Origin of the sequence: Rapidithrix thailandica, from assembly GCF_039710355.1 — a bacterium.
GTDB classification, from domain to species: domain Bacteria; phylum Bacteroidota; class Bacteroidia; order Cytophagales; family Flammeovirgaceae; genus Rapidithrix; species Rapidithrix thailandica.
Genome location: NZ_JBDKWZ010000015.1, coordinates 161,420 through 178,899, shown reverse-complemented (window position 1 = coordinate 178,899; position 17,480 = coordinate 161,420). Strand labels below are relative to the sequence as shown.

The following is a 17,480-nucleotide window of genomic DNA, read 5'->3' as shown; positions in this document are numbered from 1 at the left end:
TGATGATCAGCGGTTAAATACACTTATCAGGGTGTTGGTGATTGCCTTTATCTGGTCGTATAATATAGGGATTTACCTACATGAAAACATCAAACAAATCACCATCAAAAAGCATGGCAGAAGAGCGGTTAGCTTTTTCTCCTATGGCCTTGATAAACTCTCAGAGGTGTTTTTAAATAATATCAATAATATGATTAAAAAAGCCCTCTGCTTATTTTTGTCATGTACTTAGGTCTGTTTTATTTATTTCATACAAGTGCACAGGGCCCAGCTTCCCATTCACAGTATGGATCATTTCTTCCGACAATTCTTCCCAAAAGGCTTTGATATCCCGTAAAATATTATTACTTTATCAACTTCAACATAGATTGCTTACCACGTTCTAAACAACACAGAGCCTTGCCAATTACAACACTTTTTTTTATAAAGCTTACTTAACTATCGAGTATTTTTTATGAAGCAGAGATGATTGATTTTTTCTTTTGATAAACCATAGGCACACCGTATTCTTGTAACTTCATAAAATCTCCTTTCAAATAGGAAACTTGTATAAAGCCGTTTTTCTGTAAAAGCGATACAGCCATCAAGGCATAATACGCTGAATCCCCATATACCACATACTCAGATATTGTATTCAAATCAAACATGTTTGATGACAACTGTGCCAACGGAATGTGTATGGCATTATCAATATGAGCTTCCTGATACGCTTTAGGATTACGCACATCTATTGCCATAATCTGATAATTTTTGAGTTTGGTTGCACTCTCTTCCAATGAAAACGGACAGATGTACTCCACAGCCTTGTCTTGCCATTCCCACATACCAAACCCTCCTTCCAGATAACCTAATACATTTTCATAACCAATCTGCGTTAAGCGGACAATGGCTTCCTCAGAGGCACATTGATTTCTTCCGATAAGAATAAGGGGGGTATCGATTTTCACCAAGGTACCCGTCCAAATCGCGAATTGCCCACTCAATCCGATATTGATGGCCCCTTTGATAAAGCCCCGTTGGAAGTATTCCGCCTCGCGGGTATCGATGACCAGCCCTTTCTTTTCAAGGGCCTGTTCAACGTCTCCTACAGACAGTGCCTTAAGGTTTTTTTGCAGTACATCTTGTAGGTCCGCATATCCCGTACGATTAATCCGGGCATTTTCAAAAAAGTACGAGGGGGGGGAATTTAAGCCATTCACCACTTCCTTCACAAAATCCTCTTTATCGATCTCTTTCAAGGCAAAATTCACCTTCCGTTGTTCCCCTATGGTCGAGTGCAGGGCAGGGCCTATATGCCGGGCACATGGAGAACCGTGCACATGCCCGGGGTACAGCAACACACTGTCTTCCAAAGGATTTAACTTCACCTGAATCGAGTCATAAAGTTGACGAGCTTGGTCTTCTATGCTCACCTCATTATTCAAGACCAAATCAGGCCGTCCTACATCTTCAATCAATAAAGTGTCTCCGGAAAACAAACTGTGAGCGTTCCCTTTTTCATCAAATGCCAGGAAACAGGTGGACTCCAGGGTATGCCCGGGGGTGTAAAGTACTTTGATTTGTATTTTTCCAACGGTGAGCAACTCATCGTCTTTGGCATGGTACACCGGGTAATTGGTTTCCGCATTAGGTCCATAGACAATTTCGGCTCCGGTTTTACGTGAAAGCTCCAAGTGCCCGGAGACAAAATCCGTATGCAAATGGGTTTCCAGAATATACTTTATCTTGGCTTTGTTCTTTTCCGCCAAACGCAAATACGGCGAGGCATCCCGAATGGGGTCAATGACAACAGCTTCCCCATCAGAACAAATAAAATAAGAAGCTTCTGAAAGACGCTTGGTATAAATTTGTTCGACTTTCATAGATGTATTTTTTAGATAAGAAGAATTCTAGTCCGGGCTGGTTGCTATTCTACATGGCTTATCAGGTGATAAACGCTAAAAATCGGATAAGCCTCTGATGGTTGATTAAGAAAAGGGTGTTCCTCGAGGTTGTAAGAATATTTCTTGCTGGTTTTGAATGCTATTGATCTTTTCCGCGGTTTCCTCTTTTATTTTCCGGGAAATACTTTAAATTTCAAAAAAATCTACAATACTTACAAAACAACATTTTCCTGGTGATAAGTTTAATTTTTCATTTTTTAAATTCTTTTTTCCGAAAATTTCCAAGAGAGTCCCGGAGATAGTTTACGCCCTAAAGCTCTTTCAAAAGCTTATGATAAAAAGCTGAATATCAAATACAAACATCTATAGTTAAAACCAAACCATGAACCGGTCAGAACTTTTACCATTGTTGAACGAACCTCAAAGTATTTGGGATGTTATTGTCATTGGCGGAGGGGCTACAGGCCTGGGTGCCGCCTTGGATGCTGTGACCAGAGGGTACAAAACGCTTTTATTGGAACAAGCCGATTTTGCAAAAGGCACTTCCAGCCGTAGCACCAAATTGATTCATGGTGGCGTGCGCTATCTCAAGCAGGGTGACGTATCTTTGGTATTGGAAGCTTTGCACGAGCGCGGTATTTTGCGACAAAACGCCCCTCACCTTGTAAAAAACCTGGCTTTTGTCATTCCAACGTATGATTGGTGGGGAGGCCCCTTTTATAACATAGGCATGAAAGTGTACGATGCCTTGGCCGGTTCTATGGGCTTGGGGCCCTCTCGAAGCCTGAGCCGGGAGGAAGTCATGCAAGCTATTCCCAATGTGGAAGTCAACGGATTGCGCGGGGGTGTATTGTATTATGACGGGCAATTTGACGATGCTCGTTTGGCAGTAAACCTGGCCCAAACGGTTTATCAATTTGGTGGAACCCCACTAAACTATATGAAAGTAACCGGTTTGGTGAAAAACGAAGGCTTGGTAGAAGGCGTAACCGCCATAGACCGGGAGTCAGGAGATGAATACCACTTAAAAGCACGGGCCGTAGTCAATGCCACAGGTATTTTTGCCGATGCCATTTTGAAGATGGACAACCCCAATACTGTCAACACATTGCAACCTAGCCAAGGTATTCATTTAGTTCTTGACAAAAAATTCTTGCAGAGCGAATCGGCCATTATGGTTCCTAAAACGGACGATGGTCGAGTGTTGTTTGCAGTTCCATGGCATGAACATGTAATTGTCGGGACTACGGACACACTGATACCGGATGCCTCTTTAGAGCCTTCTGCCTTAGAAGAAGAAATTGACTTCGTATTGAGAAATGCCGCAAAGTATTTAAATATTCCTCCCCAACGCAGCGATGTACTTAGCATCTTTGCCGGTTTGCGTCCATTGGTCGCCTCTACACAAGAAGACAAAAACACCAAAGAAATTTCCCGCTCCCACAAAGTAACCGTTGCCGAATCCGGGCTGATTACCGTATTAGGAGGAAAATGGACCACCTTCCGGAAAATGGGTGAAGATGTAGTGGACACCGTTGCCATGGTCGCAAACCTGCCGGAAAAAGAATGCATTACCAAAAATGTACTCATCCATGGTTATGAACGAAAACAGGACGAAACAAACCCATTGCATATTTATGGCAGTGACGCATTTAAAATCAAGGCTTTGAGCCGGGAACATCCCGAATTAGGTGAAGTATTACACCCCTCGTTGCCTTATACAAAGGCAGAGGTTGTTTGGTCGGTGCGGCATGAAATGGCCAGAACGGTAGAAGATATTCTTGCTCGTAGACAAAGAGCCTTGTTTCTGAATGCCCGGGCGGCCATGGAAATGGCTCCGAAAGTAGCAGAGCTAATGCGGGAAGAGCTTAACAAAGATGCTACCTGGGTAAAAAATCAACTTACAGAATTCAATCAAATTGCTAAAAAATACCTTTTGGAGGAATAAATGAAAAGCAACCTTGTATAACAGAACTTGTACCCGCTTTCACGAATACCCCCGTCCTTTTGAGACAACAAAAAGATGGGGGTGGTACATTTGGAAGCTCGGCAAGAAGCTAATGTTGAATTATTATCTTTTTTTGGTATTTCATAAAAGAGTTACTTAAGGTCAGAAAGTATACTCCATCCGGAATGTCTGTAGTATTTACACGTAACCCAAATCGGGATGAAACCACTTGTACAGGAACTTTTTGTCCTAAAGTAGTAAGTAAATCCAACCTGTACAAAGAAGCGTTCGGGAGCTTTACCTGTAGGTATTGGTCTGCCGGGTTGGGAAATATTTCCAAAACTTCCAACCCTTGTGAGGCCTCTACCGATACGATTTTGGAGTATTCAATGCCTCCATCCAAATCCGAGACTTTTAACCGGTAATATACCAAGCCGTTAACCGGTTGCGGATCCGGTAAACTATACCTTTGCAAGGTTGTGACATCCACCCCCATGCCCTTCACATCCCCTACACGGCTCCAATTCCGGGCATCTGATGAGCGCTCGACCGTATACCCCGCATGATTGATTTCACTGGCAACTTCCCACTTTAAAAGTGCAGAAAACTGCTCATTCAAAACGGCTTCGAAAGAAAGTAACTCTACAGGTAAGGGGGCTGTGCCTGCATCAATCGATCCGATAGAGAAATAATAGCCGGAGCCCCCGTCAAAATCATGTTGAAAGCTCACCATATCCGTGGAGTTGTCATAAGCAGAAGGACTCACTAAGGTCGCTCCACTGGCAAAAGTGCCGTCCCCATCCACCAACAGCCTCACCTTGTCCAGATCATTCTCCCCCAATACGCCTCCTACCCCTATTACCTGACTCATATCCAGCTGGATCGTTACGGTACCTACCGTCCCGACTTCTTCGGCTTTCCAGGTACGGGATACACGTCTTTTTACCTGTGCGCTGTTTAAATCAGTTTCATTGGTAGAGCTCATTGCTTCATTATTATGACCAATCATCAAATAGGAAAGGTCTGTCCCGAAAGCCGCGGGAGTCCCCACCGAAGTTCCGTTGATTAAAGTCAACACACTATTCACATTACTTGATTTGGATTTTCGCACATCCAAAGTATTACAATCGTCCCTACCGATTCCTATTATATTTGTATTAAACAAGGCATTTCCCGTATAATCCCATATGACGGAGTTATCAGAAAGGATATAGTCGTGTTGTAGTGATAAAGCATACTTCAATGCCAGGTAAGATTCGATTTTCTCCCGTTCGGTACTGGCATGATCGTCTTGATACATAATTATTTCGGCAACTTGCCCATCTACGAAATAGGCCCCATGACGAAAAGCTCCCATCGTGAAGTACCCGTTTCCTGCGGTACCTGTTCCATTAAAATCCGTATAGGTATCGGAATTGGTTAAACTTCCTTCCAGATACCCATACATATTGTTACTTCCGGCCGTAAAGGAAAGTAAACGGGGCTGAGCAGTTCCCATGGATAAGCCTGTTACTCTGTCATTGTTCCGGCCGAAAAACACTTGATTGGTTTCCAGAGCGAACTTATCACTACTATAATTAATCTTTTGCCAACCGGAAACCACCCCCCCGGCATCCACTTTCATCACTATGTAAAGTGACAATTGCTGCCCATCCATAAAGTTATCATACGTGATGGTGTTCTCTGTTCTGAAAAAATCATTTCCATCAAAATCAACCACCGGCTGAAAATTGATTCCTTCTTCGATATAAGAAGGATCTCCCCCATCCAACACATCTGGGCTACCACTTATGAAGGTAGAGCGGATCAAATGGGAGACTCCACCTCCCGAAGCCTGATTTTGCCAGTATTCAATGACATCTCCCCCTTCTGCCGGATCGCTACCCCCCGTATTTTCATATACTCCTTCATCAGCTTTAAACCAAATCGTCAGGTTAGTATCTTCCCCTCCGGGGGCCGGGTTAATACATTGTGTGTACGCATTGTGCCATAAAAATGTACTCAGGAATAAATTTAAGAGGGTAAATTTCTGCATCATGTTATTTGGAAAATAGTAAATAGTAATTTTCAACTTTGATTACCCGTTGAACGCCTGCAACCCGGTATTCGTAAGATTATTCATAAAAACAGTACCGGATTCCTATCTTTTGCCAATACGGACAAACTTTAACTAAACCTTGGACATTCTGTATTTTGTCTTAGAGCATGTTCAACTTTCATCCTTTGAGTATTGGGAGCCTCTTTTTTTGATCATAAATAAGTAAAAAAATAAAAGAAAGGCAATTAGATATACTCCAAAAACTTAGAAATGTACTAAGTCAATTTTAGAAACGGTGGGATTAAAATATGTATTTGAGAGAATCTATTGTATCTTGAATTATTGTTCAAAAGAACCCCTTTCCATACACGAACGGGTTTCAATAATGCTCATCAATTTACCCCCTCACGATAGGATGAGGGGGCAGGTATTAGTAAATTCCCCTCGAATTACTACTTTTGACCCGAATGTCAATTTACTTTCATGCAATCAGAAATCCTATACATCTCATCCTTACTGATAGCCTACCTGGTAGAGCTGATTTTCAACCACTATCTTCCCATTACACACCCCATCAAGTTTCTTCAGCCACTATTTCTTTCGGTTAACCGGCAATTAAAACCCAAAAGATTGCTGCTACTCAAAGTTCTTCTTTTCAGCGTAATCAGTGTGGCATCCACCTATTTTGTCGCTTTTTATTTGGACTTCTGGTTGATGAAGGCCCATTATTCTTTGGTTGTACTTCATCATGTATTCTGGCTGTCCATCACACTTTCCAACACAAGTACCATTCGGAAAGGAAAAAACCTATTCAAGTTACTCCATACGAAAGAAGAACTTGGAAAAGCGCGTAAGCTGTTTGCCCAATATACCGGGTCAGATTCTTCCAAAATGACTGTCAATGAATTGCGAAAAGCAATCTTGCAGTATATTGCCCATCGTTTGTGTGTGGACTTGGTGGCTCCGGTACTTTATTATATGCTTTTTGGCCTTCCTGGTTTACTTATTTACAAAACGTTGATGGTCATTTATGATACAGTCAACCGGTTCAAACACCATTCGTCTATATACACCCTTAACCGGTTCATTCATTATTTGATCCAAATCGTGCCTGCTCTATGTACAAGTCTTTTGATGATCCTTTCCGAAGGGGGCTTTATACATCTTCTTGCAATCATCAATCCTGAAAATTTCAAATTCAACCCCAGTAAAAGCTTTCCTTGCACAGCCTTATCCGTATTGCTAAAATACGACCTCAGTCCTCAACAATCCCTGACCAACTTACCCGGAAACCTCCCTTCCATCAGTATGCGTAAGACCGCCTTGATTGTACTCCGGACGGCCCTTTTGACAATACTTCTTGCAGCTACCCTCAGATACTTGGCCTGAGTATGCCGAATATTCCTTAGCTTTGCAGAAATAAAAGCTTTGTAAATGAAGTGGTTTAAACGTATAGTTTTTGACCGAACATGGAATCAAAATCGGCTCATCAAGGCACTTTTTGAAGAGAATAGCCAAAGCTATTGTTGAAAAAAGGAATACAGAGGAGGCGCTTTTGAAACCTTTTTCAGGAAAAAGAAAAAGGTTAATTCACTTCAATTGCTAACAGGCTTGTGCCGCTAGATTGTATGGGGACAAGACTCGCTCATTTAACGGCTTTTTTCCATTCTGCAAAGGATTAAACATAGAAAAAACATGAAATTCAAGCCAGGGAAACATCAACCGAAGGGGTCATTTAAGACTAAAAAGAGGTATGGCAAAACGGAGAACACCAAGGAGCAAAAGCCTAAAGTGTTTAAGAAAAAGACATCAAGTCAAATTCCCGAATATAACTTTCAGAAGATAAAAAAACTGGAACAAAAATACAGCGGTAAAGCTTCGGAAAACAGTGATTTGATCCGGCTGAACCGCTACATTGCCAATGCCGGGGTGTGTTCCCGCAGAGAAGCCGATGAACTGATCAAAAAAGGCATGGTAAAGGTGAATGGCAAGGTGGTCACCGAAATGGGTTATAAAGTAAAAGTAAGTGATGAAGTTCTTTATTTGGGAAAAAAACTTAAAAGAGAACGCAAAGTGTATGTGTTACTCAACAAGCCCAAAGGTTTTATCACTACTACCGAAGATGAGATTGGCCGCAAAACGGTCATGGACTTGGTTAACAATGCATGCGATGAGCGGATCTATCCCGTAGGCCGGCTTGACCGCCAAACCACGGGCTTGTTGATCATGACCAACGATGGCGACCTCGCCAAAAAGCTTGCTCACCCCTCGGGCAAAGTCAAAAAGATTTACGATGTCCAACTGGACAAGCCATTGACGCAAAAAGATGAAGACGTCATCCGGCTCAGAGACTTTGAGCTGGAAGATGGGGAGGTGGATATCGATGGATTGACCGTATTAAACGAAGAGCGAACCAAACTTGGTATTCAACTTCACTCCGGAAGAAACCGGATAGTCCGGAGAATTTTTGCCCACTTTGGCTACGAAGTAGAGCGGTTGGACCGTACCGTCTATGCAGAATTGACGAAAAAAGACCTTCCCAGAGGAAAGTGGCGTTACCTTGATGAAAAAGAGGTGATCTTATTAAAGTATTTCACCGGAAAGAATACGATGAAAAAGCCACCTAAAGAGCAACAAGCTTCTAAGAAAAAACCCTTTGTAAAAAAGAAAAAGCGGGGATAAAAGTGTTTTTACTCCAACACAACAACAGGCAAGCCCATCAACAAAGTTTGCCTGTTGTTTTCTTACTCATCGTAGCGGATAAGAAAGGTTTCAAACCCTTGCCATTTGTTTTCCCGAATCTGTACATTGGTTACCTGGGCCAACATCGGACCTTGCCAACACCAATCCACAAATTGCTTTAATGCAAACTCGTCTCCTTCCACTTCTATATATACCTTCCCGTCAGGTTCGTTCCGGACAAACCCGCAAAGGCCTAACGCCTCGGCTTTGTCGCGGGTGGAGGCCCGGTAAAAAACACCTTGTACCTGACCGGATACTTTAATTTTCAAACTTCTGGACATTGCTCTCTATTTGTTATTAATAATCAGGGATAAAATAGACTCTGAAGAAATCGATCGAACAAATCGTGGTACGGGATATGCATTGGCCTACATAGGCAAAAGCCCACCAAGACGTCAACTATCCAAGTGTATGATCCAGGCATCCGGATTGCCTTGCCGGATGATTTCCGGAACCGGATTGGTCCACTTCTTTACATTGTCCAAAATCCAACTATCGGATGTCACTGCAACACATGCATTATGTTCGGCTATGTATCTGTCCGGGTTATTCTCGATGAGCACCTCCCAGTTCCAATTGTATTCTACTGAGATTGCTTCCATTACTTTCCTTAAGCGACCACTATTGGAGATGGGTGCATCCAATACCCAACATATATGCAAGGGCTGATACATTTGAATCACTTGACCGATCAATTTGAGCGCGGGAAGGGTTTCTTCCACCTTCCGGTAGGTGCCGTGAATGCTGGCTATATCCCGGTAACATTGATCCAAACCTCTGAATACAGGTCCGTTGGACAAAATACTCTCGGTCGTAATCAATAAATTATATCCGTCTACCAGTATCTTTTCTCCTTGCAAGGCCTTCAAGGGCACATGCTTTTGGGCCCTGGATTGACGGGCTTGTTCACTACAAACAGAATGCGTCAATGCCAATCGTTGCCTTTCTGTCAATTTATACTTATCTCCTACCAGTTTGAGTGAAGCGCGCAATGGATATTCTCTGCTCAAGAGTAAAGAAAGATCGTAAATTGCCTCTTTGAGTTTTTGAATATTTATTTCCGTAAAAAGTTTATGGTCTTTGGGATTAGCTCCCCGGTGTTTTTGATGATGTGCCATCTATATAGTTTATGTTTGTTGATTGGTTGATATTGAAGTGGTTTACACGTATAGTTTTTGACCGAAGATGGAATCAAAACCGGCTCATCAAGGCACTTTTTGAAGAGAATAGCCAAAGCTATTGTTGAAAAAAGTAACACAGAGGAGGCCTTTTTGAAACATTTCAAAAAAAGAAAAAGGTTAATTCACTTCATTCAAAGCTTTTTCAAAAAGCTGTAGTATAGTAAAATTTAAAATTAACCATTTTCCTCTAATCCCTAAGGAGAAAACCCCAAAAACTGTTCTTCCCCCTCTCTTGCCAAATATTTTACAAATCGATTTTATTTATGTAACCAAGCAACTGCCCCGGTTGATTTTAATACCCTTTGAAACAAGAAACCTTGTTCCAAATCAGTTGAATAAAGTATAGGGAAGTGGTAAAATACGCTTTCAAACGGTACACTGAAGTAAATAATCCCAAAGGGTCATGATTGATTTTTTTCGTAAACTTTTCCCTCAAACAACTACCTTCCGACAACTCATCCCTCACCATGAACCGGGCACTCCACAGCAAGGAAGTCACCTTCAAATGCTTCCATTATTTAACCAACAGCTCAAGCAGCACTCATCCACTCAAGCGGTTACAAATACAGAGGCATTTACCAGTACCACAAAAAAGCAGGCACAAAGAAATTCCCTCTCACAAGCCGAAGCTTTTCACACTTCCCTGCAACACGGCCAAGTTTCCGACTTTGTAAATAAAATCAATTCCAATAAAGAACAAGCCCAACTCATAGAATGGGATACACGGTTTGAAGTGGGTAAACCCAATGTACAATTGTTTGAAGACCTGGATACATTACGACAACAGTTTAACCCTTGCTTGCCTTTTCAAGCCGGAGGGGCTTTCTTTTTGAACACCCTACTTATCGGTTTAGAGTGGTACACTTTTCCACACCAATGGCAAGAGGATTGGAAAAATTTATTCCAAAACTACTATGGAATCTTAGCTCTTAGTTATTACAAAGTATTAAAAAAACACCCCCATCAATCCGCACAAAACCGCACTATTCCTCAAGCGGCCAACACCCTGTCGTTGACGACCCAGCCACTGCCCTCTTCCCCCTGCCAACTCGACAGAGCCTTTGAAGCAATCAAGCTCAAACTACAGTTTCAAAAAGCGGAAAAAAACTACCGCTATTTTCAAGCTACTTCCGGTGAATATACCGGTTGGTTAATCATGGACCGGGAAACCCCACTGTACTTTTCTCTGCGTTTACAATCAAAAGCCACTACACAATTCCTCGAATCTTGTATTAAATTGTAAGTTTGTATTATAAACTCTTATAAACCTTTGTCAGAGCGCTTGTTAAATTTTTGATGACTCAAAAGGATTCAGCCTTTCTTCAATAAAGGAAAGGGCAAACCTCGCGACAAAAGAATTTCTTTAGCTTGCTTCTTACACATAGGTAAGAATACTTCTATGAACAAGAAAACAATTGGAATATATAGTACAGGCTTCCTTTTATCATTTGTGTTTATACTCTTTAGCGGAGCTAATTTAACCCAGCCCAGCTTTACATTCCCACCGGATGAAAAGCTGGTACTTAGCCATTCGCTTTACATACTTTTAATGGGCATTAGTGCATTGTATGCCCATTATCAAACAATTACCCCCAATAAGCCCCTTCGCTTTACTACGGTTATATCTGCTTATTGTAAAGGTACTTTGTATTGTCTACCCTTCCACTTGCCCCTCACCTTTCTAGCGGCTTATTTCACTGATAATGATTTCAGTAAAGAATCCGAAACCCTCTGGGGAGTACATTTAAAAGCTTCCCTTCTTTTCATCGCTATACTCAATATATATTTCAGTGTATTGTTCTTTTTAGTCAAAAAAGGAAACACTTCACAGAAAGCCCCCGGTCTTTCACTCTCTCAGGGGTTTATACTTGGTAGTATCGGTCAGCAAACAGTACATATACCCATTGACGAAATAGTATTTATAAAAAAGCACAAACACAAGGTACTTCTCTATACCTTTGACCATCGCAAAATTGCCAGCCCGGAGAAGTTCACCGTCATTTCTCAAAAACTCCATCCTGCTAAATTTCACTTATTATCATCGTATTTTCTGACAAGACCGGAAGCCATCCAGCACATTGAGCCGACAGAAGGTCATAAATACTTGATAAGGCTGGCGGAACCCTACAATGAAGAGGTTACGGTCTCGGCAAAAGAAGGGGAAGCCATACAGGAGTGGTGGCATCAAGAAATCATAAACAGTTAATGCTTCGCCTCAATCACCGAGTCATCCCACAACCTTATACCACATGAAATAGCATCTTCGGTAAAGACGAAACCTTCTCCGGTAAATTTATACTCGAAAACTTTCACTCATTGGTGTAAACGCTGTTTCATTTCATAATAAATTATTACATTTGCAGCCCGAAACGTTCCCTGTTTGAAGAGGGGGAGCAACTCAAATTAAGTCTAACCAAAATTTCAGCGTTTTATCATGTCATTAGTAAAACTATTTTCCGGATCAGCAACCCAATACCTTGCGGAAAAAATTGCTAAAGCCCATGGTAATCCACTGGAAGAAGTAAAGCTTCAGCGCTTCAGTGACGGAGAAATCGCCCCTTATTATGTAGAGTCCATCCGGGGACATGAGGTCTATTTAATACAATCTACGTTTAGCCCTACGGACAATTTGATGGAGCTATTACTCATGATTGATGCGGCCAAACGCGCATCTGCCAAAACAGTATCGGTAATTATCCCTTACTTTGGCTATGCCCGCCAAGACCGCAAAGACAAACCCCGGGTCGCGATTGGGGCCAAACTGGTAGCCAACTTGCTTTCCGCAGCAGGAGCTGACCGGGTCGTTACCAGTGAATTACATGCTGATCAGATACAAGGTTTCTTCGACATTCCGGTCGTCCATTTACAAACTTCCGGGATTTTTGTAGAGTATTTAAAGGGCTTACAGCTCGATAATTATATCTTTGCGGCACCTGATGTGGGCAGTGTAAAGCGCGCGCGCAGGTTTGCTAAATATTTCAATGTGGAGATGGTCATTTGCGACAAGCATCGCTCTAAAGCAAATGAAATTGCTTCCATGCAAGTGATCGGGGAGGTGAAAGGCAAGCATGTAGTGCTTGTGGACGACCTGATCGATACGGCCGGTACCATGTGCCGGGCGGCCGAAGCCTTGATTGAAAAGGGAGCTTCCAGCGTCCGGGCCATTTGTACACACCCGGTACTGTCCGGGCCGGCATACGAACGCATTGAGGATTCCGTGCTGCAGGAATTAGTGGTCACAGATACCATTCCCTTGCAAAACAGCAGCGGAAAAATCAAAGTGCTTTCGGTAGCCGATTTGTTTGCCGAAGCGATCCGCAGAATCGATGACAACGAGTCAGTGAACTCCTTGTTCATCTAGCGTCTACCCAGGTAGACTGTTTGGGAAGAATCATGTTCCGGGATGGGGCAAGCGAGCTTGCTGAGTACCGGAATTTTATACATGTTCTATTTAAATTATTAATGAAGTAAAATGAGAACCTTAGAATTAGTTGCCTACAAAAGGCAAGATCTTGGAAAGAAGACCGCTCAAAAATTAAGAGCTGAAGGTTTGGTACCTTGCGTTTTGTACGGAGGTAAGGAGAATGTACACTTTGCAGTACCCATGATCTTGTTCAGAGACTTGGCATACACCCCAGAGGTAGCACAAGTAAACCTGAATGTAGAAGGCACAGAATACCAATGTATCTTACAGGACCTGCAGTTTCATCCGGTAAGTGAGATCATCACTCACGCTGACTTCTTGGAATTGAACGAAGACAAAGAAGTGAAAATGGATGTTCCAGTGAAATTCGTTGGCAACTCTCCTGGAGTACAGAAAGGGGGTAAATTGGTAACTAAGTTAAGAAAAGCAAAGGTTAGAGCTTTACCTAAAGATATGCCGGAAGCTATTCAAGTAGATATTTCTAAGCTTGAATTAGGTAAATCAGTGAAGGTAAGTGAAATCAAAGCCGAAAACTTTACCATTTTGAACAATCCTTTGGTAACGGTTGCTACTGTCAGCATTCCAAGAGCGCTTAAGAGTGCTCAAGCACAAGCTGCAGAGTAATCTCCAAAGTGTGACAATACATTCACTCAAAAGTCTGGTCATAAAGGCCGGACTTTTTTTTGACTAAACACAACGCCTTGGGAGACTCAAAGTGTTGGATTGGGCATGTTGTTATGATGATAAAAAGGCTAATTCCGGAGGAATGAGGGATTTTCTCCCGAATTACAAATCCTCTATTATTATTTGTGTATAAAATTGTATTACGGAAAGTTCCCTTGTCAAATCCGCATGACCGGATTCAGAAAGCCTAAAAAAAATTTCTATCCCCAAGGAATTCCTCTAGATTTGTCCCACATGATCAATTAATTAATCTTACACCAAATGAACGCATCAGATCAGAACGCATTAGTTATTGAAGGAGGAAACCAATTAAAAGGAGAGATCACGCCACAAGGAGCCAAAAATGAGGCCTTGCAAATACTCTGTGCCGTATTGCTTACCGAAGAGAAAGTAACCATTCATAATATTCCCGATATACGTGATGTCAACCAACTCATCTCCTTACTTGAGGACTTAGGAGTGGAAATTCACAAAATTGGCGACAACTCTTATGCCTTTCAGGCCAAAGAAATCGACATAACCTACCTGCAATCCGAAGAATACAAAGCCAAAGCCAGCTCTCTCAGAGGGTCGATTATGACCTTAGGCCCCTTATTGGCCCGCTATAAATATGCAAAAATCCCGAAGCCGGGAGGCGATAAAATCGGAAGGAGAAGGTTGGACACACACTTTCTGGGCTTTGAAAAATTAGGAGCCAAATTTAATTACAACTCGGATCACAAGTATTTTGAAATTGATGCGCATGATTTGAGAGGTACATATATCCTTTTGGACGAACCATCGGTCACCGGAACGGCCAACGTCATTATGGCAGCGGTGTTAGCCAAAGGCACTACTACCCTCTACAATGCGGCTTGCGAGCCCTACATCCAGCAGTTGTGCCGGATGCTCACTTCCATGGGTGCCAAAATTACCGGAGCAGGCTCCAATTTACTTAAAATAGAAGGGGTAGAGCAGCTAAGCGGTACTACACATACCATGTTGCCGGATATGATTGAAATCGGGAGCTTTATCGGTTTGGCAGCCATGACACAATCTGAAATCACGATCAAAAATGCAAGAATTGATGAACTGGGATTGATTCCCGATATCTTCAAACGCTTGGGCATTCAGATGGAATTCAGAAATGATGATATCTTTATTCCGGAACAGGAACATTACGAAATTGACCGGTTTATTGATGGCTCCATACTGACAGTAGCAGACGGGCCTTGGCCCTTGTTCACTCCGGACTTGCTTAGTATAGTGTTAGTTGTGGCTACTCAGGCACGGGGAACAGTTCTTATCCATCAAAAAATGTTCGAAAGCCGTTTGTTCTTTGTCGATAAATTGATTGACATGGGGGCTCAAATCATTTTATGTGACCCTCACAGAGCCAATGTTATCGGATTGGACCGTCAGATCCCTTTACGGGGAATAAAGATGACATCCCCGGATATTCGTGCCGGTGTGGCCTTGTTAATTGCCGCATTGTCAGCCAAAGGAACCAGCACCATTTACAATGCCGAGCAAATTGACCGAGGCTACCAATACATCGACAAACGCTTACAAGCCTTAGGAGCAAACATCAGCCGGATCTAATCCGACTAATTTAGAAAGATATTCAAAACTCTAGTCCTCCTTACCCTCGTATTAAACAGTATATGGTAAGGAGGTATTTTTTTATATTGGCTATCTTGCTAAGCTTGCAAAGCTGTCAAGAAAAGACAGATACGAAGCAAACGCTATCAAAACCTATCGAAAGAGATTCTTCTACTAGTGAGAAAACTCTTGTCGAAACATTAGATCAAGAAGGTTTTGCAGTTCCTCCCGGATATCTTTCCATCCGGCAACAAATCTACTATGCCGATTCTTTGCGCACACTCAGCAATCCTCAAGGAAAGCCTCTATACTTTCATACAAGTCAACGAGCCAAAGGAAACACCTTTGCCTCTGCTCGTTTACATGCCCTTACCAAAGCCAAGTCAGACCTCGGGAAACAGGTTTTGCAAGCATTTCCCAAGAGCACATTATCCGATTCACCTATCCAGCTAGTCGCTCCGGAAATTGTAGTTCTTTTATACAAACCCAACACCCAAAGCAACAATACGGAAGTCTATCTAGAGATGATTTGTTTGCGCTCCCGGCATATACAATAAATTCTTTTTTTAGTTCAATTTTATCAAACCCCCTTTTCGAAGCCCTTTCCAAGAAGATGTAACATTTTCTCAACAAAACACTTTTCACACAGAAAAACCATATTCAATAGCGCTTTAAAAAAGACGAACCCCCTCCCAAAAAGCCTTAAACCTACACACAAATGCTTTTTTGTTACTTTTAACTAAAAACATTACATCCACTATATTTCAAAAAACATGAACATGTATAAATCTCCAAATTCTCAGATCTTTACCAAAAGGAAATAATCCTGGAATTGAGATTAACTTTATGGCTACCATCTTTATAGTAATAGCAATTGTCTTGGGAATGATGTTAATGATACATTCGGTGAAGGTCTTTTTGAAAAAGCTGATTCCAAGTTCAAAAGAAGTTGATATACCGGTTCCTTATCAAATTAAGCCAAATAAGCCGAAATAAGATATTGTGACTTAGATACTTACTTAAACCAAGTAATTCTTACAATCCCTACCAAAGGCAGCTACTCAATAGCTGCCTCTTTTTTTGGGGTTTTTGGTAAAAAAATGGAGCCCATAAAAACACCCATAACTCTCACTATGGGTGTTTTTTGGTATTGAAGCTTTGATTACTCAATTCCATATTATCAATTTTTATTGGTTCATGAATGGAAGATATCAGGTTTTGATTAAGAGGGTTGATCCACTAATTTAAAACCCACACCATGGATATTCTCGATTTTCACATTAGGATCCTCCTTCAGATACTTTCTCAATTTTGTAATAAAAACATCAAAACTACGGCCATTGAAATAATCACTATCGCCATAAATTGCCAACAAGGCAGCATCCCTTCTCAATATCTCATTTTTATGCAAGCTAAGCAAGCGTAATACTTCTGACTCTTTGGTAGTCAGGCGCTTGGAGTTATCCCCTATCACTAATAACTGATTGAGGTAGTCGAACTCATAAGCCCCGATTTGAAAGGAAGTTTCCTCATTGGTTTCCGGCAGTTTTTGGGTACGTCTGAGTATGGCATTAATCCGGTACACCAGTTCGTCCTCGTCAAAAGGTTTGGTAATATAATCATCCGCCCCTATTTCAAAGCCTTCCAGTTTATCGTTTTTCAAGGCCTTTGCGGTCAAGAAAATAATAGGGACATGTTCATTCCTTTGTTTAATTTGCCGGGCCAGGCTAAAGCCATCCGATTTGGGGAGCATCACATCCAGGATACATAAGTCAAACGCCTGTTCTTTAAACGCTTTGTACCCTTGTTTACCATCCCGGCAAAGGATCACATCAAAACTTTCGGATTCTAAATACTCCTGCAATAAGAATCCAAGGTTTAAATCGTCTTCAACTAATAATATATGTGGACTTTTTCGTTTGCTCATTGCTATTTTATATTACATAGAAAGCCCGTTAGTATCCGGAATACAGTATGAATAACCAAGGCCTTCAAAGCA

At 41.8% G+C, this 17,480-nt stretch carries 14 protein-coding genes and 1 pseudogene; 10 read left to right on the top strand and 5 right to left on the bottom strand.

The genetic code is table 11. The features are described 5' to 3' along the window. Window positions 1-232: pseudogene (locus AAG747_RS22380) on the top strand (hypothetical protein); the annotation flags it as partial. Window positions 233-452: 220 nt separating this feature from the next. On the opposite strand, the gene AAG747_RS22375 reads toward AAG747_RS22380, so the two are convergent. Further along, window positions 453-1,862 (bottom strand): MBL fold metallo-hydrolase, encoded by a 1,410-nt coding sequence (locus AAG747_RS22375; protein WP_346823468.1) that lies wholly within the window; start codon window positions 1,860-1,862, stop codon window positions 453-455. Between the two features lie 403 nt (window positions 1,863-2,265). Between AAG747_RS22375 and AAG747_RS22370 the strand changes: the two genes are divergently transcribed. Beyond that, window positions 2,266-3,831 carry a glycerol-3-phosphate dehydrogenase/oxidase gene (locus AAG747_RS22370; RefSeq protein WP_346823467.1) on the top strand — a complete coding sequence of 522 codons (1,566 nt, stop codon included), beginning with the start codon at window positions 2,266-2,268 and terminating at the stop codon, window positions 3,829-3,831. A gap of 109 nt (window positions 3,832-3,940) precedes the next feature. Here the strand turns inward: AAG747_RS22370 and AAG747_RS22365 are convergent, their stop codons facing one another. Further along, window positions 3,941-5,869, bottom strand: a complete 1,929-nt coding sequence (locus AAG747_RS22365; protein ID WP_346823466.1) for a DUF8202 domain-containing protein — start codon at window positions 5,867-5,869, stop codon at window positions 3,941-3,943. Window positions 5,870-6,352: 483 nt separating this feature from the next. Between AAG747_RS22365 and AAG747_RS22360 the strand changes: the two genes are divergently transcribed. Both AAG747_RS22360 and AAG747_RS22355 read left to right on the top strand, forming a co-directional pair. Next, window positions 6,353-7,258, top strand: coding sequence for a cobalamin biosynthesis protein (locus AAG747_RS22360; RefSeq protein ID WP_346823465.1), 906 nt, complete (start codon window positions 6,353-6,355; stop codon window positions 7,256-7,258). A gap of 306 nt (window positions 7,259-7,564) precedes the next feature. After that, window positions 7,565-8,551 (top strand): pseudouridine synthase, encoded by a 987-nt coding sequence (locus tag AAG747_RS22355; RefSeq protein ID WP_346823464.1) that lies wholly within the window; start codon window positions 7,565-7,567, stop codon window positions 8,549-8,551. A 62-nt stretch (window positions 8,552-8,613) separates the two neighbouring features. Here the strand turns inward: AAG747_RS22355 and AAG747_RS22350 are convergent, their stop codons facing one another. Both AAG747_RS22350 and AAG747_RS22345 read right to left on the bottom strand, forming a co-directional pair. Then, on the bottom strand, window positions 8,614-8,892 hold the full coding sequence (locus AAG747_RS22350) for an acylphosphatase (RefSeq protein ID WP_346823463.1): 279 nt from the start codon (window positions 8,890-8,892) through the stop codon (window positions 8,614-8,616). A gap of 114 nt (window positions 8,893-9,006) precedes the next feature. Further along, window positions 9,007-9,729: a DUF434 domain-containing protein gene (locus AAG747_RS22345; RefSeq protein ID WP_346823462.1), complete on the bottom strand. Its 723-nt coding sequence runs from the start codon at window positions 9,727-9,729 to the stop codon at window positions 9,007-9,009. 466 nt (window positions 9,730-10,195) lie between these two features. Between AAG747_RS22345 and AAG747_RS22340 the strand changes: the two genes are divergently transcribed. The 6 genes from AAG747_RS22340 (at window position 10,196) to AAG747_RS22315 (ending at window position 16,038) form a co-directional block, all read left to right on the top strand. Continuing rightward, a complete protein-coding gene (locus tag AAG747_RS22340; RefSeq protein WP_346823461.1) occupies window positions 10,196-11,035 on the top strand; it encodes a hypothetical protein in 840 nt (279 codons plus the stop codon). Between the two features lie 156 nt (window positions 11,036-11,191). Further along, window positions 11,192-11,998, top strand: a complete 807-nt coding sequence (locus tag AAG747_RS22335; RefSeq protein WP_346823460.1) for a LytTR family DNA-binding domain-containing protein — start codon at window positions 11,192-11,194, stop codon at window positions 11,996-11,998. A gap of 228 nt (window positions 11,999-12,226) precedes the next feature. Then, the gene (locus AAG747_RS22330; RefSeq protein ID WP_346823459.1) at window positions 12,227-13,153 is read left to right on the top strand and encodes a ribose-phosphate pyrophosphokinase; all 927 of its coding nucleotides are present in this window, start codon (window positions 12,227-12,229) and stop codon (window positions 13,151-13,153) included. Between the two features lie 111 nt (window positions 13,154-13,264). Beyond that, a complete protein-coding gene (locus tag AAG747_RS22325; protein WP_346823458.1) occupies window positions 13,265-13,840 on the top strand; it encodes a 50S ribosomal protein L25/general stress protein Ctc in 576 nt (191 codons plus the stop codon). A 321-nt stretch (window positions 13,841-14,161) separates the two neighbouring features. Then, complete coding sequence (gene murA / locus AAG747_RS22320) at window positions 14,162-15,481, top strand: UDP-N-acetylglucosamine 1-carboxyvinyltransferase (protein WP_346823457.1); 1,320 nt, start codon at window positions 14,162-14,164, stop codon at window positions 15,479-15,481. A 62-nt stretch (window positions 15,482-15,543) separates the two neighbouring features. Then, on the top strand, window positions 15,544-16,038 hold the full coding sequence (locus AAG747_RS22315; RefSeq protein ID WP_346823456.1) for a hypothetical protein: 495 nt from the start codon (window positions 15,544-15,546) through the stop codon (window positions 16,036-16,038). A gap of 665 nt (window positions 16,039-16,703) precedes the next feature. On the opposite strand, the gene AAG747_RS22310 is transcribed toward AAG747_RS22315, so the two are convergent. After that, entirely contained in the window at window positions 16,704-17,408 is a 705-nt protein-coding gene (locus AAG747_RS22310) for a response regulator transcription factor (RefSeq protein WP_346823455.1), read from the bottom strand. Window positions 17,409-17,480 lie beyond the last annotated feature (72 nt).